Origin of the sequence: Methylocystis borbori, from assembly GCF_036576025.1 — a bacterium.
Lineage (GTDB): Bacteria > Pseudomonadota > Alphaproteobacteria > Rhizobiales > Beijerinckiaceae > Methylocystis > Methylocystis borbori.
On sequence record NZ_JAZHYN010000017.1, the window covers coordinates 26,412 to 48,682 of the forward strand.

Here is a 22,271-nt window from a genome sequence, read left to right on the forward strand (position 1 = left end):
TCGCAGCCAAACATGGCTCTTTTGCGCCAGCCCCGCAAGGCGAAAGAAAGGGGGCCGGCAGAGTGGCGGCCTTGAGCGCTCCTTAACGCAACACCCCCAAGCCCCTCACCTTACCTCTCCCCGCAAGCGGGGAGAGGGGTCATCAACCCATCGCCCGCATGATCTACATTAGGACGCGGCGCTGGCCGCCTCTTCTCCCCGCCTGCGGGGAGAAGTGAGATGAGGGGCCAGGGGTTTAGCCCAAATGAAAGATCACGCCCCCCGGACGGCGGCCACGATCTTCTGCGCCGCATCGTCGAGATCGTCGGCGGGAATGACGTTCAGCCCGGACTCATTGATAATCTTCTTGCCGAGATCGACATTGGTGCCCTCGAGCCGCACCACGAGCGGCACTTTGAGGCCCACCTCCTTCACCGCCGCGATCACGCCTTCCGCGATGGTGTCGCAGCGCATGATGCCGCCGAAAATATTGACGAGAATGCCCTTCACATTCGGATCGGCGGTGATGATCTTGAAGGCGGCCGTCACCTTCTCGGTCGTGGCGCCGCCGCCGACGTCGAGGAAGTTCGCGGGAAACTCGCCATAGAGCTTGATGATGTCCATCGTCGCCATGGCGAGGCCGGCGCCATTGACCATGCAGCCGATATTGCCGGGCAGCGAAATATAGGCGAGTTCGTATTTGGAGGCCTCGATCTCCTTCTCGTCCTCCTCGCTCTTGTCGCGCAATTCGACGATGTCGGGATGGCGATAGAGCGCGTTATTCTCGAAGCTCGCCTTGGCGTCGAGGCAGCGCAGCTTCCCGTCCTTGGTCACGATCAGCGGATTGATTTCGAGAAGCTCCATGTCCTTGGCGACAAAGGCCGCATAGAGCTTTTCGACGAGCTCGCCCGCCTGTTTGGAAAGATCGCCCTTAAGGCCGAGCGCGTCGGCGACATGGCGGCCGTGATGCGGCATCAGCCCCGTCGCCGGATCGACCGAGAAGGTCACGATCTTCTCGGGCGTCTCATGCGCGACCTGCTCGATGTCCATGCCGCCCTCGGTCGAAACGACGAAGGCGATGCGCGAAGTCGCGCGGTCGATGAGCATGGAGAGATAGAATTCCTTGTCGATCGCGGCGCCATCCTCGATATAGAGGCGATTGACCTGCTTGCCCGTCTCGCCGGTCTGGATCGTGACGAGCGTCGCGCCGAGCATCTCTTTGGCGAAGGCTTCCGCCTCGTCGAGCGATTTGGCGAGGCGCACGCCGCCCTTTTCGCCGGCTTCGGCCTCCTTGAACTTGCCCTTGCCGCGCCCGCCGGCGTGTATCTGCGCCTTCACCACATAGACCGGGCCGGGGAGCTTTTCGGCCGCCGCCCGGGCGTCCTCGGCGCGCAGCACGGCGAAGCCGTCGGCGACGGGCGCGCCGAAGTCGCGGAGAATCGCCTTGGCCTGATATTCATGGATATTCATTGACTTGCGTCTCCTAGATCACGCTGCATTTGGGCGGAATCGCCCAAATGCAGATAACGTGATCGATTCCAAAAGTTTAGAGCGCTCCACGCGCAAAACCGGTTCCCACTTTTTCGCGAGCCGCGCTCTAGACGGAATCTCGCGCCGGCGCGGGCTCAATCGCGGCCAAAAGGCATGAGCGGCGCGGTTTCGTCAAGGCGGCGGGAGGACGCGGGGGAGCGCCCAATGGCGGGGGGAGATTTTCGGCTGCGCCGTCATGGCCGGGCTTGTCCCGGCCATCCACGCCGGGACGTGGCGCAATGGTTGCGCGGCGCGCGTAACGGGGTCGCGTGGATGGCCGGGACAAGCCCGGCCATGACGCGGAAGGGTTGCGCGTAAAATAAAATTATCCCCACCCCCAAAACCGCCCCCATACTCGCTCCCGCCTCGCCGACTGAAAGGGGCGTCGTCACGGGTCGGCGGCGCTGGCGGGGACGGTTAAGCGCAAGGCGGCGACCCTCGACCTTGCGTCGGGTTTCGCGCCGCTGGCCGTGCCGCCGCTAGATGCGTGGCGGGCGCATGATGGAAACGTCATGCGCGAAAAGGCTGGGCTGGAGAAGTTAAGGCCGCACGCTGGGAACGACTACCGAAACGGGAAACGTCCTGCGGCCTAGAGCAAGTTCCGAAAAAGTTGACAGACTTTTTCGATCAGAACTTGCTCCAGCTTATTAACTTGGCGCGATTTCTTATCGATCAGACGATTCCGTCTGATCGGAAAGCGCGCTGCGGCGCATATGAGGCCCTTGCGACGCGCCCGTATCGCGCAAGCGATGTGGGAAAGAAGCGGCGCCGTCTGGCGCCGTGTCTGGCGGAACGGCGTCTTCCATCCGGGGACGTAGCGGCTGTCGGGAAAGGTGCGTCGTGGAAAAAGACCGTGTCCGGGATGTCTCAATGGCTCCGACGCGCATTCTACTTTCATCGCTCTCGGCCGAGTAACGGGGCCGAGGCGTCCCGGACCGCCCTCTTCCAACCCGCGTCGAAAGACGGCGGGAGATTTGATGCTGCGCGTTACCCTTCGATCGGCGTCGGAGTCCTCGTGCTTCGAGACGCCTGCTGCGCAGGCTCCTGCTTATGGTCGCCGCAAGGAATGAAGCGCGAACCCAAGGCCCCTCACCCTGAGGAAGCTCCGCAGGAGCCGTCTCGAAGGGCGGGGCCCGAAGTCGCTAGCGCGGATGATCCCTCGCTCGTCAAGGCTTGCCGCTGGTGGGAAGGCGGGCGCCGTCAAGTTCCGCGTAGGTGAAAACCGCGCCGTCGATTTTCGCGCCGGTAAGATCGGCGCCGCTCATTTTAGCGTATTCGAAATGCGCCCCGCGCAAATCGGCGCCCTTGAAGCTTGCGGAGGTCAGCACCGCATGAGCGAGATTGGCGCCCGAAAGATCGGCGCCGTCGAAAGTCGCCTCCGTCAGATCGACGCGCACCGGAACCATGCCCTGATTGGCCGGATCGGCGCCAAGATCGGCCTTCGCCATTTTCGTCTTGACGAAACGCACGCCGCGCCCGCCGCCGATGATGCGCGCGCGCGAAAGATTGGCGGAGGAGAAATCTGCGCCCTCGATCAGCGCCGCGTAAAGCGTCGCCCCTTCAAGATCGGCGCCGGTCGCATCCGCCTTTTGCAGATCGGCGCGGGTGAGATTGGCGCCCGCAAGATCGGCGCCCGCGAGCTTCGCGCCTGCGAGCCTCGCCGCGAAGAAATCCGCGCCCTTGAGGCGCAGGCCGGAAAGATCGAGGCCTTCGAGATCGAGATTGGCGAGATCGAGCGCTTCTCCCGCCGCAATTCTTGCTTCGATTTGGGCGCGCGTCAGATCGGCGGCGACAGCGCCGGGCGCCGAGAGCAGCGACCACAGCGCGCCGGCGCAAAGAATTTTGAACGCTATGCGCATGTCCCCGCCTCGCTCGTCGATCGAAGCGCCATGGTAGGCGCAAGCGCCGCGCCTCGCTGCGGGAAAGAAAGCCCGGCGCGCGCCGGAAATCATCCCGCGCGCTGGAGCGCGTTCATGAACCAATAATGATTCATGAAAGCGCTCTAGTTTCTTGAATTGACGCATTTTCTACGCCGAACCGGCATCCGCTTCGGCGGAAAATGCTTTTGGTTGACTCCCCGCGCCACGCGCCTACAACCGCGCCCAACCTTAACGCTGGAAGCTCGGAATTTTCATGCCGCACACGGGATTGGAAACGCTCATCGCCGCCGCTTTCGAGGATCGCGCCAATATCACCCCCGAGACGCAGGGCGATATCCGCCGCGCGGTGGAGAGCGCGCTGCGTCTCCTCGACGCCGGCAAGCTGCGCGTCGCCGAGAAGATCGAAGGCGCGGAAGGCCCGGAGAGCTGGAAGGTCAATCAATGGCTGAAGAAAGCCGTGCTGCTCTCTTTCCGCCTCAACGACATGTCGGTCATCGCCGGCGGGCCCGGCGGCGCGACCTGGTGGGACAAGGTGCCCTCCAAATTCGTCGGCTGGGGCGCGAGCGAACATAGCGCGGCGGGCTTTCGCTCCGTTCCCGGCGCGATCGTGCGCCATTCGGCCTATGTCGCGCCGGGCGCGATCTTGATGCCCTCCTTCGTCAATCTCGGCGCCTATGTCGACAGCGGCACGATGGTCGACACATGGGTCACCGTCGGCTCCTGCGCGCAGATCGGCAAGAATGTGCATCTTTCGGGCGGCGTCGGCATCGGCGGCGTGCTCGAACCTTTGCAGGCCAATCCGACCATCATCGAGGACGACTGTTTCATCGGCGCGCGTTCGGAGGTGGTCGAGGGCGTCGTCGTCGGCAAGGGCTCGGTGCTGTCCATGGGCGTCTTCATCGGCGCCTCGACCAAAATCGTCGATCGCGCCACGGGCAAGGTGCATGTCGGCTATGTGCCGCCCTATTCGGTCGTCGTCTCGGGAAGCCTGCCCGGCAAGCCGCTGCCGGACGGCGCGCCCGGGCCGTCGCTCTATTGCGCGGTCATCGTCAAGACGGTCGACGCGCAAACGCGCTCCAAGACCGGCATCAACGAGCTTTTGAGGGATTGATGGACGCCGAGCGCATCCGCTTTCTCTACCGCACGGAAGAGGGCCGCATCGACCGGGCGACCTGGCGGCGCGGCGCAGGCGCGCTGCTCGCCATTCTGGCGCCTTTGACGCTGATCTGGCTCGCGCTGTCGCCCTATGCGGCGCATGACCTCGCCCAGCGGCCGCTCTTTGCGCCCGAAACCGCGGCGGCCTATTTCTATGTCCTGTTTTACGCCTTCGCCGTGCTGCTCCTCGCCATCAGCTTCGTCAATCTCTCGGCCAAGCGCTTTCGCGACCGTGGGCGGACGCCGCCGCTCGGGCTGGCAAGCCTTGCGCCGCTCCTGGCGCTGCTTTCCGGCGCGGCGCATTTCCTGCAGCCGCGCGTCGCCGAAGTCATGTCGCGCTGGTATGTTTGGGGCGTGGATGCGGCTCTGGTCGCCGCCATCGTCTGGACGGTCTATGAGCTGGGTTGGCGGGATAACTAGCCGAGCTTGACAAGGAGTAGGCTCGCGCCGATTTTTCTGACCATGACGACGCCCATTCATATCGACGCGCGCTGGGACGACGAGGCGCATGTCTGGATCGCGACGAGCACAGACGCGCCCGGCCTTGTCGTAGAGGCGGACTCCTGGAGGTCGATGATCGACGAAGTTCGCGCGGTCTTGCCCGATCTGCTCGAACTTGACGCAGCGCACGCCCGAGACGTTTCGCTGACCTTCAAGGCGGAGACGCATCTCGCGCTCGCCGCAGGCTGATGGCGAATTTCTATCCTCAGATCGTCGCGCTGCTTGTCGCCGCGGGGTGCAAACTGGTTCGGCCTGGCAAGGGTAGCCATGAAATCTGGCATAGTCCGATCACGAATAGAAATTTCTCATTGCCTCGAACGACGAAATCGCGCCATACCGCGAATGAGGTCTTGAAACAGGCTGGTCTGCCGAAAGCCTTCTGAATGCCCCCTTCCCGCGCCATTAGTCTCACTCGCGAACTCATCCGCCGCCGCTCGGTGACGCCGGAAGACGCCGGCGCGCTCGATGTGGTCGAAGAGGCGCTCAAAGCCGCAGGTTTCGAGACGCATCGCTTAACCTTCTCGGAGCCCGGGACGCCCGACGTCGACAATCTCTTCGCGACGATCGGCGCGGGGCGCCCGCATCTCGCCTTCGCCGGCCATACCGACGTGGTGCCGCCAGGCGATCTCTCCCGCTGGCGCTTCGATCCTTTCGCGGCGGAAATTGCGGACGGGCGTCTCTATGGACGCGGGGCCTCCGACATGAAAGGCGCGATCGGCGCTTTCATCGACGCGGCGCTCTCCTATGTCGAGAAGCATCGCGCGCCGAAAGGAAAGCTCTCCTTCCTCATCACCGGCGACGAGGAAGGCCCTTCGATCAATGGCACCGTGAAGCTTCTCCGCTGGGCGCAGGCGCGCGGCGAAACATTCGATCATTGCGTCGTCGGCGAGCCGACCAATGTCGCGAGGCTCGGCGACACGATCAAGATCGGCAGGCGCGGCTCGCTCAACGGGCGCCTTCGCGTTATTGGCAAACAGGGCCATGTCGCCTATCCGCATCGCGCGGAAAACCCCGCGCCCATCATCGCGCGCATCGTCGGCGCGCTCTCGACGCATGAGTTCGACAAGGGCACGGCGCATTTCGACAACACCAATCTCGAATTCAGCACGATCGACATCGGCAATCCGGCGGTGAACGTCATTCCCGGCGAAGCGCGCGCCGAGTTCAACGTCCGCTTCAACGACATTTGGACGCATGACTCGCTCAAGGAACGCATTCTAAAGGTCATCAAGGAGACGGCGCCGGACGCGACTGTCGAGGTCGAATTTCCGCCCTCGAACGCCGTCTCGTTCATCACCAAGCCCGGCCCTTTCACCGAACTCGTTATTGAGGCCGTGCGGCAGGCGACGGGTCTGACGCCCGAGCTTTCGACGACGGGCGGGACCTCCGACGCGCGCTTCATCACCAATTATTGTCCGGTGCTGGAGTTCGGCCTCACCAATGAGACGATCCACGCCTTCGACGAGAATGCGCGCCTCGCCGACATCGACGCGCTGAGCGCGGCCTATTTCAAAGTGCTGGAAAATTATTTCATGCCCTGAAGCGGGGCGTTGGCCGCCTCAGGCGAAAGCTGGATTGAGCCCTTTCGCCGCTTCGATCAATACGCGCACGGAGGCGACGGATTTCTCGAACATGGCGCGCTCGGAAGCGTCGAGATCGATCTCCATCACCCGCTCGACGCCATTAGCGCCGATGACGACCGGGACGCCGACGTAAAGGTCCTTCACGCCATATTGGCCGGTGAGATAGGCGGCGCAGGGCAGGACCCGGCGCTTGTCCTTCAGATAGCTTTCGGCCATGGCGATCGCCGCCGTCGCCGGCGCGTAATAGGCGGAGCCCGTCTTGAGCAAGCCGACGATCTCGCCGCCGCCCTTGCGGGTGCGGTCGACGATAGCGTCGATGCGCTCTTGCGTCGTCCAGCCCATGGCGACGACATCTGGGAGCGGCACGCCGGCGACCGCCGAGTAGCGCACGGAGGGAACCATGTCGTCGCCATGCCCGCCGAGCACGAAGGCGCTGACGTCCTCGACCGAGACATTCAATTCTTCAGCGAGGAAATAGCGGAAGCGCGAGGAATCGAGCACCCCCGCCATGCCGACGACGCGCTGCGTCGGCAGGCCCGAGGCCTTCTGCAGCGCCCAGACCATCACATCGAGCGGATTGGTGATGCAGATGACGAAGGCGTTCGGCGCGTATCGCTTGACCCCTTCCGCCACCTTGGCGATGACGCCGAGATTGATGGTGAGCAGATCGTCGCGGCTCATGCCGGGCTGGCGCGGCACGCCGGCGGTGACGATGACGACGTCGGCGCCCTCAATGACGGAATAGTCGGCGCCGCCGGCGAGCTTCGCGTCGTAGCCCGCGACGGGAGAAGATTGCGCGAGGTCCAGCGCCTTGCCCTGCGGGACGCCGTCGACGATGTCGAAAAGAACAATATCGCCCAATTCCTTGAGGCCTGCGAGATGGGCGAGCGTTCCGCCGATATTGCCGGCGCCGATCAAAGCGATTTTTCTTCGCGACATAATTAAGCTCGTGCTGGACTTCTCATCAAACTGCTAGCGCGCTTTTGCTGCGGAGGGAAGACATCTTGCGGTTTCGGCCCGGATATCTCGTCTGCCGCTCAAGATCGGGGCGCCCGCGCCCGGCGCCTGATTTGCACGCAACAGGCAAAAGGCCTGAAGAGGCGCGCCGGACTCCGCGGCGGACGGCCGAAAACCGCCGATCCGCCGATGAGCGCTGGACAGGGGGGAGCGCATTTGATATTCGCACCGCTCGTTCGAAAAGCGCCGCCCGTCGCGGCGCTCCCGGACGGGCGCATAGCTCAGTTGGTAGAGCAGCTGACTCTTAATCAGCGGGTCCAAGGTTCGAGCCCTTGTGCGCCCACCACATAACTAATTGATATTATTATTTCAGCTGAGAACGGCGCGGCCCTTCCAGCGAAAATCTCGACAGAGGATCCGGCGAAGACCAGCCCACAACCGTTGTCCACAGGGACGCCCCGCCGCGTGGTCACGCGCCTCGAACGCCATTCATCGCGGCGTGCGGATGTTATGGCTCATATTGGCAAAAAATTCGCTCTTCGCCTGGTTCGCCGCCTCCGCATTCTTCTTAGCTATTTGAAATGCGCGCACGGACCGTGCCGCGCCTAAAAGAAAAATCCGTAAAGGATGCGCGTGACGCCTTCGAAGCGATGATCGCCATTCGTAAGGACCGTTACAAAAATGGCGCGGGCAAGTTGCCCGAGAATTGAACGCGGCCCCGTTCAGCTCCGACCGCCCATCCTCGGATCGATAGCCCCCTACGGAACAAAAAACCGTGAGCGAGGTTTTGTTTCCATCGACGCTCAAGCGACGGGAGATGGACATGGACTGGAATGTGATCGAGGGCAATTGGAAGCAGTTTGTGGGTACGGTCAAAGAGAATTGGGCAAAACTCACGGATGACGATATCGCAAAGATCGAGGGGAAACGTGAGCGCCTTGAAGGCTTCATTCAGGAAAAATACGGCTACGCTAAGGACAAGGTGTCGGCTGAAGTCGATGAATGGCTCGCTTCCCACAAATGAGCGCTTTGTCGCGTTAGAGGTCTCCTTTCACTTTATGCAGCGAGATCTTTTTGCGTGGCGAAAGGGCTTCGAAATGGCCGCCTCATAGACGCCTCAACCTCCGCCAACGCCGCTGAGTTTTTTTATGCACGCCAGGGCAGGAATTATCCACGCGGCCGCGCATCTCTTTATCGGATTTGTGGTCATCCTCGCGTTGATCTACGGGCGGGCGGTTTTATTGCCACTCGCCCTTGCCGCATTTCTGGCCTTTATATTGACGCCGATCGTGAGCTGGCTCGCTCAACTCCGATTTCCGCGTCCGGCCGCGGTAGCGGTGGTGATGGCGGCATTTATCGCTTTAACGTTGCTGGCCAGCGCCGTCTTCAGCTCGCAGGTGCTCGAACTGACGGGCAGCCTATCGACATATCGAAACAATATTTCGGAGAAGTTGAGAAGCTTCTCCGGTTCCTCCACTCACACAATCGCGCTCAAGCGCGCCGCGGACGCAATCGACGGACTCCGTCATGAATTCCAAGCGCAGATCCCGAAAGCGTCCCCAGACGATCCCATTCGGGTTGTCGTGGAAAAAGAGTCTGCGGCGGGATTTTCAGGAATATTGAGCGCTCTGCAATCCACGCTCGGACCGCTGGAGGCGATGGCGTTGACGCTCCTTTATGCGAGCGTCCTCCTCACCGAGCATTATGACATTGTCGACCGCCTGGTTCGATTGGCGGGCGCCAATTACATCACCGAATCGACCGCCGCCCTGTACGAGGCAGGCTCGCGCATCTCGCGGCTTTTTCTATCCCAGGCGGTCATCAATAGCGCGTTTGGCCTATTCATTGGGATCGCGCTTTGGTTGCTCGGCATTCCCAACGGGCCATTGTGGGGAATGAGCGTGGCGGTGCTCCGCTTCATACCCTGGTTCGGCGTCGTATTAGGCGCGGGGCCGCCTATCCTGCTCGCGGCGGCCATCACGCCGCATTGGGAGCTTGTATATGCGGTGCTCGGGCTATTTGCGGGCGGCGAGTTCGTCCTCTCTCATGTGATCGAACCGCGCGCGCTCGGCCGTCATACCGGCCTTTCGCCGCTTGCGGTGATCGCAGCGGCGAGCTTCTGGTCTGTCGTCTGGGGTCCCGTTGGCGTCGTTCTCTCCGCCCCTCTTACGGTCGCTCTCGTGGTGCTTGGGGATTATGTGCCTGCGCTAAAATTTCTAAGCCTTCTGCTTGGAGACCGGGCGCCCCTATCGCCGGCGCAGGAATATTATCGTCGACTGCTGTCGGGCGATTCCGCCGCAGCGGTGGAGCGATTCGAACATACGATCGAAGGACGGTCGCCGGTAGACGCCGCCGATCTGATGGTGTTGCCGGCGCTGCGCCTGGCCGCCAATGATTACAGAGATGATCGGGTCAGCGCCGCCAAGGCGCAGGAGCTCGCCGAAACGATGGAGGATTTTCAAGATATCATCTTGAACGCCTTCACCGACGAACGCCGAGAAACGCCCCCCTCCTCCGCGGACCGCGCGCCCTGCGTGGTTTTGCCGGCCCATGGCCCGGTGGATCGCATGGCGGCGTTTTTTACCGCCTTCATGCTTTCGCATTTTTCACACGCCCGGGCGACGGCGATCCGGGAAAATAGCGGCATGATGGCGCTCTCCTCTTTGAAGAAGGAGGAGCCTCCGGAAACAATCGATACGATCCTGTTAGTGTCGGTCGGGGGCGTCGCGCAGACGCATATGCGCCTGCTTGCGCGCCGGGCCGCGGCGGATTTTCCGCAAAGCCGCATTCTCGTATGCGACTGGGGAGACGCCCCAGCCGAAATCGAGGCGGAGCGGGGTTTGCCGGAAAGAATCGTCCGCTGCGAGAGCTTATCGCAGGCGAGCAGATTGCTGGCTTATGCATATAGCGCACGGAAATCCGAACCGCCGGCTCCTGCGACGCCGCCCAACGCCGCCTCCGCGCCCGTCAAAAGATCTGTCGCCTAACGTCTTTGGACACACCCCAGAACGTCGACGATGTGATTCGGCCAGGGTCGCGCTTTAGCGGGCGCGACGCGCAGTTCCGGGAACATTGCTCCGGTTCAAAAGTTAGGTTGAAGAGAAACAACTCGGAGGTCCCCAATGACATCTTCAACCCTTGAGAAGTCGGAAAAAGCTCTTTCCGAAGCAACATCGCTGATCACAGAGAAAACCTCGGCGGTTGCGCAGAAGATCGGCACGGCGGTGGATGTGGCCGTCGAAAAAGCGGGTGAAGCGGTGGACGCCGCGAAAGAAAAAGGAGCGGACACCAAAGAACGGGCCGACGAGGTTTTTTCCAATATTCAAGACGCGATTGCGAAGTCCGCGAAGGGTCAGCCGACGATGACCGTACTTCTCGCGGTGGGCGTCGGTTTCCTGCTTGGCGCCTTGTGGAAATCCGGCCGCTGAGGAGCCGTTCCATGATTATCGAACCCCTCTTCGAACGCATCGAGCTCAAGTTTGACGAGATGGCCCTCCGCTTGTCGGGCAATATGCTTGTCGTCATCCCGCTTATTATCGCAGCGGGATTCGCGACAGCCGGCGCGGCGATAACCTTGGTAGATTTATATGGGCCGGCGAGGGGATATTTAATATTGGCGGCGGGCTTCGCCGTTTTGGGCCTTTTTATGTTTTTGCTGCAGCGTCGTCGTCTGGTCCGCGTTGAAAATGAAAGGGTCGCCAGATTGGCGGCGATCGCCGCGGAGGACCCCGTCAACAAATTTCTCGCGCGCGCCCAGCATTTCGATTTGCCGACGCTGCTGGCGGATGGCGCCAAATCCACAGCGCCGCTCGTCGCGAAGTTTCTGATGCGCGAAGGGCCGAAGAACCTTGGTCTGGCTGTAGGCGCAGGCATTGGTCTCTACGTCGCCCAAAAAATCGTCGATATGATGTCTTCGACACGCGAAAGCTGACCCTTCCGTCTTCGAAATTCGACGGCGATCAAGCGAAATAGCAAAACCCCACCTCCGCGCGCGGTGGATAGCGTTCCTATTCGCTACGCCTTCGGCGTTCCTATTTTCAAGTCGCTATACGCCGATGCGGAGCGACGCGCGCATTATCGACTTTTAGCCATTAGAGTGTTCACTAGTGAACAGTCTCTTTCAGCCCGATCACATATGATCAATGAAATTTCTCGCTCAGGATTCTATTTCTCATGCCGCTTCTCCACTCCAAAGCCGGGCAGAGATCATTGGCTGCTTTGGCGGCGGGAGCGTCTGTCCTCGTTTTCACCGTGGGCGCGGCGATCGTGCTGGACGAATCGACCAAACTTCATATGGAGAGGCTGCTCCAGCTCGAAGATCTTCGCCACGCGGTGCTTGGATCGTTGAGCGTTCTCAAGGATGCAGAAACTGGACAGAGGGGGTTTTTGCTCACGGAGCAATCCGAATATCTCGCGCCTTACGAATCCGCTATGACGCGCGAAAAGGGCGTGTTTGAAGAATTAGCCCGCATTTGCGCGATTCTTCCGGAAGTATGCGGAGATGATCTTCTTCGGCTCCAAAAAGTGAGAAATGAGAAGCTTGCCGAGCTCAGAGAGACGGTGGAGCTTTCGCAGAACGGCGATCGCACGCGCGCGCTCTCGATTTTAGCCATGCATCGCGGAAAGCTATTGATGGACGAAGCGCGCGAACGCGTTTCGAAGATCGTCGAGCGCGCGGAATCACTCATTAACGGGGAATCCTCGCTGCTTCAGGAAGCCACTCGTCGAGTTCGCTGGATCAGCATGACGGGAGCCGTCCTCATCGCGGGATTTGCGATCATGAGTTTGCGGATATTAAATTCTTTCGTGAACGACGCGATCAAGGCCCGCGAGTTTGCGGATGCGTTGAACGCGAGTCTCGAAAAGCGGGTGGCGGAGCGGACCGCCGATCTTTCTCGCGCCAACGAAGAAATCCAACGCTTCGCCTATGTCGTTACTCACGACTTGCGAGCGCCTCTCGTAAACATCATGGGTTTCACGGCGGAGCTCGAACGCAATATTGAAGCGGTAAGACCGTTAGCCGCGCATGTCGCGGCTGCGGATAAAGAGATTTTTGAGGATGCTCTCTTTCATGAAATCCCGGAGGCTTTGAGTTTCATTAGATCGTCGACGAACAAAATGGACGGGCTCATTGGCGCGATCCTAAAACTCTCGCGTGAAGGTCAACGCAAACTCTCGTCCGAACCCATTGACGCAAATGCTCTCTTCGAACGAGCGACGGCGGCTCTCGCTCATCAAATTACGGTCAGCGACGCCGAAGTGACGATCGCGCCTGCTCTTCCCTCAGTGATATCGGATCGATTGGCGCTAGAACAAATTTTCACGAACCTCCTGGACAACGCCATTAAATATTCGAAGCCCGGCGAACCTAATCGTGTGACGGTGAGTGGCTTCGTTGACAAAGGCGGGTTGGCGGTTTTCGAAATTTCGGACTTGGGACGCGGGATTGCGTCGAGCGATCACGATCGCATTTTCGAAATGTTCAGACGCGCGGGCCGAGGCGACGTCGAAGGCGAAGGAATCGGCCTGGCCCATGTGCGTGCGACCGTGCGTCGCCTCGGCGGCGATATCACCGTTGATTCCGAACTCGGCCAAGGGGCGCGCTTCCGCGTAAAAATCCCCGTGAATGGCGTCCTCTCCCAAGGAGATAAATAACGTGAGCGAGAATGGGAAACCGGTAATCATCGTCATGGTCGAAGACGACGAAGGACATGCGCGCCTGATCGAAAAAAATATTCGAAGAGCAGGCATTCAAAATATGATCGTCCCCTTTGCAAATGGGGAAGCGGCGCTCGATTACCTTCTCGGCGCGGATCGAACGGGTTCCGCAAACACAGGTCGGCAATTGCTCATACTGTTAGATCTCAATCTTCCGGATATGTCGGGGATCGAAATTCTAACGCTGATTAAGAAAAATTTTCATACGGCGCGAGCGCCTGTGATCGTGCTAACGACGACCGACGACCAGCGCGAAATCCAGCGCTGCTATGATCTTGGCGCGAATGTCTATGTAACAAAGCCGGTCGACTATGAGTCTTTTTCCCACGCGATCAAGCAACTTGGCCTCGTTCTTTCCATCATGCAAATCCCGATGGGAGACTGAATCATGGCTGGCCGCTGCCTCCTATTGGTTGACGACGACCAAATCCTGGCGCGTCTTGTGGAGAAAGGACTCAATCGTTTAGGGTTCACCATTGTCTCTGTCGGCACGTTAGAGGCGGCCACTGAACTCCTTCAGCGTCGCGATCGTCATTTCGACGTTATAGCTCTTGATCATCAGCTTCCCGATGGCAGCGGCCTGGATCTGCTGCGGCTCATGGGACGCGACGCTCGGCAACCGCCTATCGTCTATTTCACGGGCTCGGCGGACACTGACATCGCCGTGGCCGCGCTAAAAGCGGGCGCCGTTGATTATGTCCCCAAGGTGCTGACCGGGGAATTTATCGAGCTTCTTGTGAATTCGCTCAACGCCGCCATAGCGGGCGCCGAGTTGCGTCGGGCCAAGGAGGCTGCAGATTTAGAAGTTCGGGAAGCGCGCGACCGCGCCGAGCTTTTGTTGCAGGAGGTCAATCACCGCGTCGCGAATTCACTTGCGCTCGTGGCGGCGCTCGTTCGGATGCAGGCTCACGCCAACCCTCAGGTCGCCGACCTTCTTAAAGAGACAGAGACGCGCATTACCGCGGTCGCGGACATCCATCGCAGTCTCTACGCCGCTCATGACTTAAAACATATCGATCTCGCCGCCTATCTTTCACGGCTTCTTGCAGACCTCGAGCTCGCGCTCGGATCGATCGGGGGCAATAACCACCGCATGCGGCTTGAAGCGTCGGCGATTTCGTGCACGGTCGACAGGGCGATTTCAATCGGCATGATCGTAACGGAGCTTGTCACGAACGCTTTTAAATATGCGTATCCCGAAGGGATCCAAGGAGAGATTAGGGTAAAGCTCCATGGCCTCGGCGATGATCTGGGAGGCGAAAGATCAAGAGCCGTGCTTACCGTTGAAGATGACGGGGTGGGCCTGACCTCGGATGCTCAAGCCCATGGCACGAGGCTGGGCGCGAAAATTATTTCGATGATGGCTTCTTCGTTGAATGGAGCTTTGCATTTCCGAGCCGTTCCGCGGGGCGTCTGCGCGCAAGTAGAATTTGACTTAAACTGAAGACTGTTTCTTCCCCGGCAGCGCAAGATCGGCTTGGGGACGGACGATCTCCCGCTTATCGAGGCGCAATAAAACTGGCGACGCGCGCCGCCGGGGCTGCGTCCCAACTGAAGACAACGCCGCCTTTAGCAGCGGGTAGGCATTAGGAAACATTTTTATTTCTGCTGAGTTTATATGTCTGTTCAATAGTGAACAGAGGTCTTCGATGCCGAGATCAGGGAAACGCTCCGCCATGCGTCCAAAGCGTCCGGACAGCAATCTGTTGCAAGCGCTTCGGAACGAAGACTTCGCGCTTATTGAGCGTTTCTTGATGGAGGAGGTCAGAGAAAGCGAAGACGTTCTTTACAATCCCGGAGACAACATTGCGAAGGTATATTTTCCGCTGGGACCCAGCCTCGTTTCATATCTGGTTCCGAATATTGAAGGCCGCGATGTGGAAACCGTGCTTGTCGGGAGAGAAGGCGCCGTCGGCGGCATTGTGAGCTCTGGTTTCCTGCCCGCCTACTGCCGCATCATCGTCAAATACGGGGGAAATTTTGCATGCGCCACGGTGAGCAGCATCCAGGCGGCCAAAGAGCAATCAATCTCTTTCAGACGCCTCTTTGCGCGATACGCAGACTGCCTCATGGCTCAGATGTTCCAAGCGACCGCCTGTAACGCCATCCACTCCATCGAGCAACGTTCCGCAAAATGGCTCATCGCGGCCATCGATCGGACAGGGAGCGACACAGTCCCCTTAAGCCAAGAGCAATTGGCTTCTCTGCTGGGGGTGGGACGAAGCTATACAAGCCGCGTCATTCAAAATCTGAAGGCGGACGGCGTTTTGGAGACCGCCCGGGGTAAGTTGACCGTCAAGAATAGAGATCTGCTTGCAGCGAAAGCTTGCGATTGCAACGAGAGCATCAAAAGTCATTTCGAGGTAGTTTTAAGAGGGGTGTACCCCGATTGACCCGCTATCCTCGATGCGTCAGCTCTAGCGCGCGCAGCGCCCGAGATTCGCAAAGCCGCCACGGCCGCTATTGCGCCGACGAAGGAAGCGACTTGGGGACTGACCATTGCGCCAACCTTGCCTGATCCAGCTTTCACTCCGCAATTGAACGCGCGAGAAAATGGGAGGGGCTGACCCCGATCATTCTCAGGCCCTCCGTGACGCCTTGCGTTGGAAAAAAAGCGCCTGACTGATGGTCGCCTTGAGCGTTTCGTTCCTGAAAGGCTTGCTGACCAAAAAGGCCGGCTCGGGGCGCTCGCCCGTCAGCAGGCGTTCGGGAAAGGCGGTGATGAAGATAACGGGCGCCTCGAAGCTTGCTAACAGTTCGTTGACGGCGTTGAGGCCGGAGCTTCCATCGGCGAGGCGCACGTCGGCGAGAATGAGCCCCGGCCGCTTCTTCGACGCGAGCTCCACCGCCTCCCTATGGGTGCGCGCGACGCCCATGACGCGATGACCAAGATCCTCCGCAATGAATTTGATATCATGTGCAATGAGAGCTTCGTCTTCGATAATCAGAACATCTGTGGCGACGAGCGCGGCAATCTCCCGGCCCGCCTCGGAAAGAAGCTGATCGACGTCTTTTTCCCCCATATCCAGGATCGCGGCGACATCTGAAAGAGAAAAGCCTTCCACTGTCTTAAGAAGGAAGGCTTGCCGCGATCTTGGCGTCAAAAGGCTGAGGTTGCGCTGAGCGGCCGATACATTTTCATCGAGCCGTGGGCTCATATTCAGGGGAATCGCGCCCCATGATTTCATAAACAGGCGATAGAGCCCGACTTTGGGCGGCGTCTCCGCCGGAAATGCGTCCGGGTTAGAAATAAGCGCCTCGAGTGTAGCGACGACATATGCGTCTCCGCTCTCTTGGGCGCCGCAGAGCGCGCGCGCGAAGCGGCGTAGATATGGCAAGTGAGGCGCAAGCTCCTCAGATAAGCTCATCGCTGCGAAATCCTGTTGCTGATTGGTCGGAAAAGAGAAAATAGGATGAGGGTTCGCGATCGGCAATGGGACATCGTTCGTACGCGCATACCCATGCGGGATCGTTCGGAACGCGTCGTCGGTCCCGCAGAGGCGGCCGTCCGGCTACCGGCTCTTGTCCCTTCTTCTTCCTTGGAGATTTCTCGACGCGCTTCGATGGCGGTCGCCAAAGCTTCAGACGAACCTGTCTACGCTTCCCGAAGCCGCTGCTCCCACCCGATTCATGACCGCCCCCATGAATGAGTTGCGCGCCACTCATAGCCTTCGACTGTCCGCTAAAAACTTCTATTGAAAGAAAATAAATCGGCGTCCGGATCGATCCCGCCGGCGAGCGTCGTTGACAGAATTTGTGACGCCATGGCGGAGAAAGTGATGCCGTTGCCGCCATAACCCATCGCTGCGTAGCAATTTTTCATGCCGGGAATAGCGCCGATCGTCGGGGTTCCCGTTTCGGATTTCCCAAAGTTGGCGCACCATTGAAAGGCGGGCGTCGTGTCCAGCTGAGGAAATATTTTCTTCAGCTTCATCGAGATTTTTTGAATTTTTTCATCCATCAACGCATCGCGCATCGGCTCGTCGGAAAAGTCTTCGTCTTCCCCTCCGCAAATTATTCTAAAATCGGGGCTGACTCTCATATAGAGATAAGGGTCCGACGCTTCCCAGATGAAACAATGCTCCGGCCAAAGACGGCGCGGCTGGGGTCGAGTCGCGAGCGCCCAAGTCGATGCGATGCTTTGCCCTGGATGAGGAATGCCCTTCACCCATTCGTACCCCGTCGCGAAAACGAGGGAAGACGCCTTGAGCGTTTCTCCACTGGCCATTTCCAGGGTGACCCGATGAACGCCGCAGTCCACGCCGATAACCTCGTAAGGCGCAAAAATTTTCGCGCCGCGCGTGAGGGCGGCATGTAAATAGCCAGCCGTGAGGCGCCGAGGATTGGTGGCCATATTATCATAGGTCAAAATCGCGGCGCGGCCCTTAATTCCAAAACGAGCCCGCACCGCCTTTGCGTCGAGAAACGCATTTTCAAAGCCGGCCTCTCGGCGCGCCTCATATTCATGGAATAACGCGTCGGGATCGAGTTCGTCGCCGTCTAAAAGGAGAGAGTCGCGATTGACGCAATCCGCAGAAACGCCGAGCGCGCGCGTACGTTCGCGCAATGAGTCAAGAGTCAGCTTCGAGCGTCGCCAGACGCGCGTGGAGCGCTCCTTTCCGATTTGCTTCGATAACTTGGATAGGGGAACGTCGATCTCATATTGCACCAAAGCCGTCGAAGCCGGCGTCGACCCGAGCACGGCGCCTCGCCGATCGATAATCGCGACATCGAGACCTTTTTCGGTCAAAGCTTCAGCTATCATTGCGCCGCTCACGCCGGCGCCAATCACAATCGCGTCGAAAGAGGGGTGGCCCTTAATCCTTTCAACGGTCACGCGCTTCATTGACCAACTTTGCCATAAGGAGCGCCCCGTTTTGAGTTGTCTTCTTCGAGTAAGAGCCATGTCTAAATTTCCCTATACAAATAATTTATGTCCCCGTTCCAAATGTCCAGCGCGATGCAACGAACCCTTTATGCGCAAGCTGAGCCGCTTAAGTTTAGCGATATCCGGCGAGCACGCGATATTTTTGCGAACGTCTGACCCTTAAATGGCCCAAGCTAGCCTCCTTGAGGCCTTTTTGATTGGGATTGGGGAACACCGACGCCTTCACGAGGTTGAAGGATTAATTCGCGCTGTCTTGAACCGAGCGGGAAATATCGACGGTGGTGTTTGGCTGATGCTGGACGCACTCGAAGGGCGGGGCCGCGTCTTGGCAGTTAAAACTGGGACGAAAATCCCAAACGAGATCTAATGGATGGCGCTCCAGCGCCTGCTTTGTTGGACGGACGCCCATCATGCGCGAGTTTCGTTGCGATAAATGTTCGAGCCCAGTCTATTTTGATAATCTTATTTGCCTTACCTGCGCCCACACTTTGGGATTTTGCGTTTCCGATCTGTCCATGAAGGCGCTGCAAAAGTCAGGCGACGCCTGGCTTTCGCAGAGCGGGCAAGTCGTTACTCTTTGTGAAAATTTTCAATATGGCGCCTGTAACTGGCTATGCCATTCGCCGCAGGCGCGCTATTGCGCCGCCTGCCAATACAATAGAACCATTCCCAACCTCCAAAGCCCCGAAAATTTGCAGGCGTTTAAGAAGCTGGCCCAGGGCGCGCGGCGGCTTTTTTACGCCGTGCACAGATGGGGGCTTCCCGCGCCGACGAAAATCGAAAATCCCAGCGAAGGAATCGCATTCGACTTTCTTGAGGACCAAATCGATGAATCGGGAAATTTGCGTAAGGTTATGACGGGGCATGACGCCGGACTCATCACGCTGGCCGCGTCAGAGGCGAGCGACCTCGAGCGACTGAAGCGTCAGGAAGCTTTGAACGAAAAATACCGAACCGTATTGGGGCATTTTCGACATGAAATAGGCCATTACTACTGGGATAGGCTGATCGGCGTCGATCGCCGCCGGCTCGACGCGTTTCGCGTGATCTTTGGCGACGAGCGCGTTGATTATGCCGAGAGCCTGAAAAGGAACTACACCGATGGCCCGCCACAGAATTGGGCCGACCTTTACGTCAGTTCCTATGCCTCGTCGCATCCCTGGGAGGATTTCGCGGAAAGCTGGGCGCATTATCTTCATATGGTCGACACGTTAGAGACCGCGAGCGCTCTAGGAGTCGTTTCCGTAGGGACGGAAGAAAACACCCATCCATATTTCGATCCTTATCTCGAAAAGCAATTTGATAAAGTTTGGAGCGCCTGGCCAGTGCTCGCGGTGAAACTGAATGAGATAAATCGCGCCATGGGCATGCCGGATATTTATCCTTTCGTGGTCAATGAGGTCATAAAAAGCAAAATCGAGTTTGTGCATAATCTGATCAAAGAGCCGAACAGAGACGGGCCGTCGAATCCGTAGATTTTTTTCGCAAAGACATCTGACTGGCTTGATCTAATCGGCATAAGCATTCTCGCGCGGGATAAGCCGGAATTTCGGGTCAACCCGAGTGCGTGAGGAACAAAATGACCCGTGGTCTGTTACCCCGGCAGGCGACATCCATCGAGAGAGCTTTGCCATGCCGAAATCCAAAAATGCATTGGATGCCATCGACTTGTTAAAAGCCGACCATCGCGGAGTCGAGGATTTATTCGCAAAGTTCGAGAAGGCGTCCCGGAAGGAGCAGAAGCAAAAGCTCGCCGCGCAAATCTGCGCGATACTCGTCATTCATTCCACCATCGAAGAGGAGATTTTCTACCCGGCATGTCGGGGGAAAATAGATGATGACTTGTCCAACGAGGCTTATGTCGAACATGACGGCGCAAAAGTTCTCATCGCTGAGATTGCTGCAAGCAAGCCCGCTGATCAATTTTACGACGCGCGCGTGAAAGTGCTTGCGGAGATGATCAAGCATCACGTTAAAGAGGAGGAAACGCGGCGGCCTGTTCGCCCAGGCTAAACAGGCTGACCTCGATCTTCGGGTGCTTGGCGCTCTGATGGCCGATCGCAAAGCGGAGCTTGAAGCGCAAATCAGGACATCCGGATTGCCGAGTCCGGAAATGCGGACGATGCACGAGGCTGGCGGACAAGAAAGTTGATGCGATCGGAACTGATTGCCGTCAGCGTGAGCATTCTCGGCGAACTGAGCCGCCGGAGCTCAGAGGGGAACTTAAGGGCGTCGGTCGAGTTCAATTCAGGTCAATAGCAATCAGCGAGGGACTGCAATGCGTAAACTTCTTCTCACAGCGACCTGCATCGGCTTCGCCTCGGCTCTCTTCATGAGCCCCGCTGGCGCGGCGAATTGGGATACTATTCAGGGGCAGTGGAAGCAGGCAGCGGGCAAAGTGAAGGAAAAGTGGGGCAAACTCACCGACAATGAAATCACCGAGATCAATGGAAAGCGCGAGCAGCTCGAAGGCCGTCTCCAGGAGCGCTACGGCTATACGAAGGAGCAGGTCAAGAAGGAAGTCGATGACTGGCTGAACGGGATGTAAGGCCCCTCCTCTATGCCCAGCTTTCAGGCCGGGCCCCTCTCTGCCCGCAATCAGGCGAGGACGACCTTCGAAAGGTCGGCGCCCGCCCTAGCGCAGACATTGCGCGTGTCGACGACGAGCTTGGCCGCCCGGCAGAGCGCCACATAATCGATCTCATCATGGTCGGTCGCGATGAGAGCGGCGTCATAGCCGCCGATCGCGTCAAGGCTCCATTCGATCGACTTCTGGCCGATAAGGTCTTTATGTTCGCGCATCTGAGGCACGACGGGGACGAAAGGGTCGTAATAGTCGGCCTTGGAGCCTCTGTCGCGCAACAGATCCAGAAGGCGAAGGGACGGACTTTCCCTTATGTCGTCGATGTTCTTCTTATAGGAGAGGCCGACGACAAGAATGCGGGAATTCTTCAGTCCGCGGCATGAAGAGGCGTCAAGCGCCCTCGCCAGTTCGTCGATCACATGGTTCGGCATGCGGCTGTTGATCTCGCCGGCGAGTTCGATGAAGCGCGTATGCTGATTATATTCGCGCGCCTTCCAGGTGAGGTAGAAGGGGTCGATGGGAATGCAATGACCGCCAAGACCCGGCCCCGGATAGAAGGGCATATAGCCGAAGGGTTTGGATTTCGCGGCCTCGATCACTTCCCAGACATTGATGCCCATTGCGGCGAACACGACCTTGAGCTCGTTCACAAGCGCGATATTGACGGCGCGAAAGACATTTTCGGTGATCTTGACCGCCTCGGCCGCCGCGGCCGATGAAACCGCGACGGTTCGCGGCACGAAGGCGCCGTACAGGGCTTCCGCAACGGCGCGCGACCCCGCATCGTCGGCGCCGACGACTTTGGGAATCCGCGCCGTCGAATATTCCGGATTGCCCGGGTCCTCGCGCTCGGGCGAATAGGCGAGGAAGAAGTCGCGGCCCGCTTTCAGGCCGTCCCTTTCAAGGATCGGCCGCATGACGTCATTCGTCGTGCCGGGATAGGTCGTCGACTCGAGAATGACGATCTGTCCCGACCTGAGCCGGCGCGCGATGGTCTCGGTGGTGGAAACGACATAAGCCAGGTCCGGCTCCATATGTCGCGTCAGCGGCGTCGGCACGCAGATCAAAATCGCGTCGGGTTCCGCAAGGCGGTCCATATCCGCCGTCGCTTCGAGAAATCCCGCCGTGCGAAGCTCCGCGATTTGCGCGTCGCCAATGTGCTTGATGTAGCTTTTGCCAGCGTTGAGCGCCTCCGCCTTCGCGGGATCAGTGTCGAACCCCAGAACGCGAAGGCCGCCGCCGCCGAATGCGAGCGCGAGAGGCAAGCCGACATATCCCATGCCGATAATGCCGACCACAACCTGCTTCCGACCGATGCGTTCGAGGAGACCGCCAATTTGGCTATGCGCGTCGGACATTGTCGAAGCTCTCCGCGAAAGCCGCCATATTTTCTGTCTCGACCGGCCTATGCTCGGGATTCATTGATCGAGAGGGAAGGCGCGGCGGCTCTGACGCAGATAGCCCAGAAGCGGAGGCGGGCGCAACGCTCGTCGCCG

At 59.1% G+C, this 22,271-nt stretch carries 22 protein-coding genes and 1 tRNA gene; 17 read left to right on the forward strand and 6 right to left on the reverse strand.

Features of this window, described 5'->3' with window-relative positions:
* Positions 1 to 252: 252 nt before the first annotated feature.
* Positions 253 to 1,449: an ADP-forming succinate--CoA ligase subunit beta gene (sucC, locus tag V3H18_RS07665; RefSeq protein WP_332081422.1), complete on the reverse strand. Its 1,197-nt coding sequence runs from the start codon at positions 1,447 to 1,449 to the stop codon at positions 253 to 255.
* Positions 1,450 to 2,675: 1,226 nt separating this feature from the next.
* The gene (locus tag V3H18_RS07670) at positions 2,676 to 3,368 is read right to left on the reverse strand and encodes a pentapeptide repeat-containing protein (protein WP_332081423.1); all 693 of its coding nucleotides are present in this window, start codon (positions 3,366 to 3,368) and stop codon (positions 2,676 to 2,678) included.
* A gap of 274 nt (positions 3,369 to 3,642) precedes the next feature.
* On the opposite strand from V3H18_RS07670, the gene dapD reads away from it, so the two are divergent.
* From dapD to dapE, 5 genes are read left to right on the forward strand one after another with little or no spacing between them, the layout of a single operon-like run.
* Positions 3,643 to 4,500 (forward strand): 2,3,4,5-tetrahydropyridine-2,6-dicarboxylate N-succinyltransferase, encoded by an 858-nt coding sequence (gene dapD / locus V3H18_RS07675; RefSeq protein WP_332081424.1) that lies wholly within the window; start codon positions 3,643 to 3,645, stop codon positions 4,498 to 4,500.
* Complete coding sequence (locus V3H18_RS07680) at positions 4,500 to 4,964, forward strand: hypothetical protein (protein WP_332081425.1); 465 nt, start codon at positions 4,500 to 4,502, stop codon at positions 4,962 to 4,964. The genes dapD and V3H18_RS07680 overlap by 1 nt, the downstream gene beginning before the upstream one ends.
* A 42-nt stretch (positions 4,965 to 5,006) precedes the next feature.
* Complete coding sequence (locus V3H18_RS07685) at positions 5,007 to 5,234, forward strand: DUF1902 domain-containing protein (RefSeq protein WP_332081426.1); 228 nt, start codon at positions 5,007 to 5,009, stop codon at positions 5,232 to 5,234.
* Positions 5,234 to 5,428, forward strand: a complete 195-nt coding sequence (locus V3H18_RS07690; protein WP_332081427.1) for a type II toxin-antitoxin system HicA family toxin — start codon at positions 5,234 to 5,236, stop codon at positions 5,426 to 5,428. The genes V3H18_RS07685 and V3H18_RS07690 overlap by 1 nt, the downstream gene beginning before the upstream one ends.
* The gene (gene dapE, locus V3H18_RS07695; RefSeq protein WP_332081428.1) at positions 5,429 to 6,586 is read left to right on the forward strand and encodes a succinyl-diaminopimelate desuccinylase; all 1,158 of its coding nucleotides are present in this window, start codon (positions 5,429 to 5,431) and stop codon (positions 6,584 to 6,586) included.
* A gap of 18 nt (positions 6,587 to 6,604) precedes the next feature.
* Here dapE and mdh read toward each other — a convergent pair whose 3' ends face one another.
* Entirely contained in the window at positions 6,605 to 7,567 is a 963-nt protein-coding gene (gene mdh / locus V3H18_RS07700; protein WP_332081429.1) for a malate dehydrogenase, read from the reverse strand.
* Between the two features lie 288 nt (positions 7,568 to 7,855).
* Here mdh and V3H18_RS07705 point away from each other — a divergent pair.
* The 9 genes from V3H18_RS07705 (at position 7,856) to V3H18_RS07745 (ending at position 15,696) form a co-directional block, all read left to right on the forward strand.
* A tRNA-Lys gene (locus tag V3H18_RS07705) sits at positions 7,856 to 7,931 on the forward strand.
* 477 nt (positions 7,932 to 8,408) lie between these two features.
* Positions 8,409 to 8,609, forward strand: a complete 201-nt coding sequence (locus V3H18_RS07710; protein WP_332081455.1) for a CsbD family protein — start codon at positions 8,409 to 8,411, stop codon at positions 8,607 to 8,609.
* A 124-nt stretch (positions 8,610 to 8,733) separates the two neighbouring features.
* On the forward strand, positions 8,734 to 10,572 hold the full coding sequence (locus tag V3H18_RS07715) for an AI-2E family transporter (RefSeq protein ID WP_332081430.1): 1,839 nt from the start codon (positions 8,734 to 8,736) through the stop codon (positions 10,570 to 10,572).
* Between the two features lie 135 nt (positions 10,573 to 10,707).
* Complete coding sequence (locus tag V3H18_RS07720; RefSeq protein ID WP_332081431.1) at positions 10,708 to 11,013, forward strand: hypothetical protein; 306 nt, start codon at positions 10,708 to 10,710, stop codon at positions 11,011 to 11,013.
* Entirely contained in the window at positions 10,995 to 11,516 is a 522-nt protein-coding gene (locus V3H18_RS07725; RefSeq protein WP_332081432.1) for a hypothetical protein, read from the forward strand. The genes V3H18_RS07720 and V3H18_RS07725 overlap by 19 nt, the downstream gene beginning before the upstream one ends.
* Before the next feature lie 242 nt (positions 11,517 to 11,758).
* Entirely contained in the window at positions 11,759 to 13,240 is a 1,482-nt protein-coding gene (locus V3H18_RS07730) for a sensor histidine kinase (RefSeq protein WP_332081433.1), read from the forward strand.
* Complete coding sequence (locus tag V3H18_RS07735) at positions 13,212 to 13,688, forward strand: response regulator (RefSeq protein ID WP_332081434.1); 477 nt, start codon at positions 13,212 to 13,214, stop codon at positions 13,686 to 13,688. Before V3H18_RS07730 ends, V3H18_RS07735 begins: the two co-directional genes overlap by 29 nt.
* Positions 13,689 to 13,691: 3 nt before the next feature.
* Entirely contained in the window at positions 13,692 to 14,747 is a 1,056-nt protein-coding gene (locus V3H18_RS07740) for a sensor histidine kinase (RefSeq protein ID WP_332081435.1), read from the forward strand.
* Positions 14,748 to 14,952: 205 nt separating this feature from the next.
* A complete protein-coding gene (locus V3H18_RS07745) occupies positions 14,953 to 15,696 on the forward strand; it encodes a Crp/Fnr family transcriptional regulator (RefSeq protein ID WP_332081436.1) in 744 nt (247 codons plus the stop codon).
* A 186-nt stretch (positions 15,697 to 15,882) separates the two neighbouring features.
* On the opposite strand, the gene V3H18_RS07750 is transcribed toward V3H18_RS07745, so the two are convergent.
* A complete protein-coding gene (locus V3H18_RS07750; protein ID WP_332081437.1) occupies positions 15,883 to 16,671 on the reverse strand; it encodes a response regulator in 789 nt (262 codons plus the stop codon).
* Between the two features lie 314 nt (positions 16,672 to 16,985).
* Positions 16,986 to 18,149: an NAD(P)/FAD-dependent oxidoreductase gene (locus V3H18_RS07755; protein WP_332081438.1), complete on the reverse strand. Its 1,164-nt coding sequence runs from the start codon at positions 18,147 to 18,149 to the stop codon at positions 16,986 to 16,988.
* Between the two features lie 452 nt (positions 18,150 to 18,601).
* Between V3H18_RS07755 and V3H18_RS07760 the strand changes: the two genes are divergently transcribed.
* From V3H18_RS07760 to V3H18_RS07770, 3 genes are all read left to right on the forward strand, one after another.
* Entirely contained in the window at positions 18,602 to 19,666 is a 1,065-nt protein-coding gene (locus V3H18_RS07760) for a zinc-binding metallopeptidase family protein (RefSeq protein WP_408631771.1), read from the forward strand.
* Positions 19,667 to 19,823: 157 nt separating this feature from the next.
* Positions 19,824 to 20,204 (forward strand): hemerythrin domain-containing protein, encoded by a 381-nt coding sequence (locus V3H18_RS07765; protein ID WP_332081440.1) that lies wholly within the window; start codon positions 19,824 to 19,826, stop codon positions 20,202 to 20,204.
* A 319-nt stretch (positions 20,205 to 20,523) separates the two neighbouring features.
* The gene (locus V3H18_RS07770) at positions 20,524 to 20,739 is read left to right on the forward strand and encodes a CsbD family protein (RefSeq protein ID WP_332081456.1); all 216 of its coding nucleotides are present in this window, start codon (positions 20,524 to 20,526) and stop codon (positions 20,737 to 20,739) included.
* A gap of 50 nt (positions 20,740 to 20,789) precedes the next feature.
* On the opposite strand, the gene V3H18_RS07775 is transcribed toward V3H18_RS07770, so the two are convergent.
* Positions 20,790 to 22,133 (reverse strand): nucleotide sugar dehydrogenase, encoded by a 1,344-nt coding sequence (locus V3H18_RS07775; protein WP_332081441.1) that lies wholly within the window; start codon positions 22,131 to 22,133, stop codon positions 20,790 to 20,792.
* Positions 22,134 to 22,271: the final 138 nt, after the last annotated feature.

Bases quoted from the DNA above. Each gene is read 5' to 3' on its own strand.
- sucC (WP_332081422.1), bottom strand. From the start codon at position 1,449: ATGAATATCCATGAATATCAGGCCAAGGCGATTCTCCGCGACTTCGGC.
- V3H18_RS07670 (WP_332081423.1), bottom strand. From the start codon at position 3,368: ATGCGCATAGCGTTCAAAATTCTTTGCGCCGGCGCGCTGTGGTCGCTG.
- dapD (WP_332081424.1), top strand. From the start codon at position 3,643: ATGCCGCACACGGGATTGGAAACGCTCATCGCCGCCGCTTTCGAGGAT.
- V3H18_RS07680 (WP_332081425.1), top strand. From the start codon at position 4,500: ATGGACGCCGAGCGCATCCGCTTTCTCTACCGCACGGAAGAGGGCCGC.
- V3H18_RS07685 (WP_332081426.1), top strand. From the start codon at position 5,007: ATGACGACGCCCATTCATATCGACGCGCGCTGGGACGACGAGGCGCAT.
- V3H18_RS07690 (WP_332081427.1), top strand. From the start codon at position 5,234: ATGGCGAATTTCTATCCTCAGATCGTCGCGCTGCTTGTCGCCGCGGGG.
- dapE (WP_332081428.1), top strand. From the start codon at position 5,429: ATGCCCCCTTCCCGCGCCATTAGTCTCACTCGCGAACTCATCCGCCGC.
- mdh (WP_332081429.1), bottom strand. From the start codon at position 7,567: ATGTCGCGAAGAAAAATCGCTTTGATCGGCGCCGGCAATATCGGCGGA.
- V3H18_RS07710 (WP_332081455.1), top strand. From the start codon at position 8,409: ATGGACTGGAATGTGATCGAGGGCAATTGGAAGCAGTTTGTGGGTACG.
- V3H18_RS07715 (WP_332081430.1), top strand. From the start codon at position 8,734: ATGCACGCCAGGGCAGGAATTATCCACGCGGCCGCGCATCTCTTTATC.
- V3H18_RS07720 (WP_332081431.1), top strand. From the start codon at position 10,708: ATGACATCTTCAACCCTTGAGAAGTCGGAAAAAGCTCTTTCCGAAGCA.
- V3H18_RS07730 (WP_332081433.1), top strand. From the start codon at position 11,759: ATGCCGCTTCTCCACTCCAAAGCCGGGCAGAGATCATTGGCTGCTTTG.
- V3H18_RS07735 (WP_332081434.1), top strand. From the start codon at position 13,212: ATGGCGTCCTCTCCCAAGGAGATAAATAACGTGAGCGAGAATGGGAAA.
- V3H18_RS07740 (WP_332081435.1), top strand. From the start codon at position 13,692: ATGGCTGGCCGCTGCCTCCTATTGGTTGACGACGACCAAATCCTGGCG.
- V3H18_RS07745 (WP_332081436.1), top strand. From the start codon at position 14,953: ATGCCGAGATCAGGGAAACGCTCCGCCATGCGTCCAAAGCGTCCGGAC.
- V3H18_RS07750 (WP_332081437.1), bottom strand. From the start codon at position 16,671: ATGAGCTTATCTGAGGAGCTTGCGCCTCACTTGCCATATCTACGCCGC.
- V3H18_RS07755 (WP_332081438.1), bottom strand. From the start codon at position 18,149: ATGAAGCGCGTGACCGTTGAAAGGATTAAGGGCCACCCCTCTTTCGAC.
- V3H18_RS07760 (WP_408631771.1), top strand. From the start codon at position 18,602: ATGCGCGAGTTTCGTTGCGATAAATGTTCGAGCCCAGTCTATTTTGAT.
- V3H18_RS07765 (WP_332081440.1), top strand. From the start codon at position 19,824: ATGCCGAAATCCAAAAATGCATTGGATGCCATCGACTTGTTAAAAGCC.
- V3H18_RS07770 (WP_332081456.1), top strand. From the start codon at position 20,524: ATGAGCCCCGCTGGCGCGGCGAATTGGGATACTATTCAGGGGCAGTGG.
- V3H18_RS07775 (WP_332081441.1), bottom strand. From the start codon at position 22,133: ATGTCCGACGCGCATAGCCAAATTGGCGGTCTCCTCGAACGCATCGGT.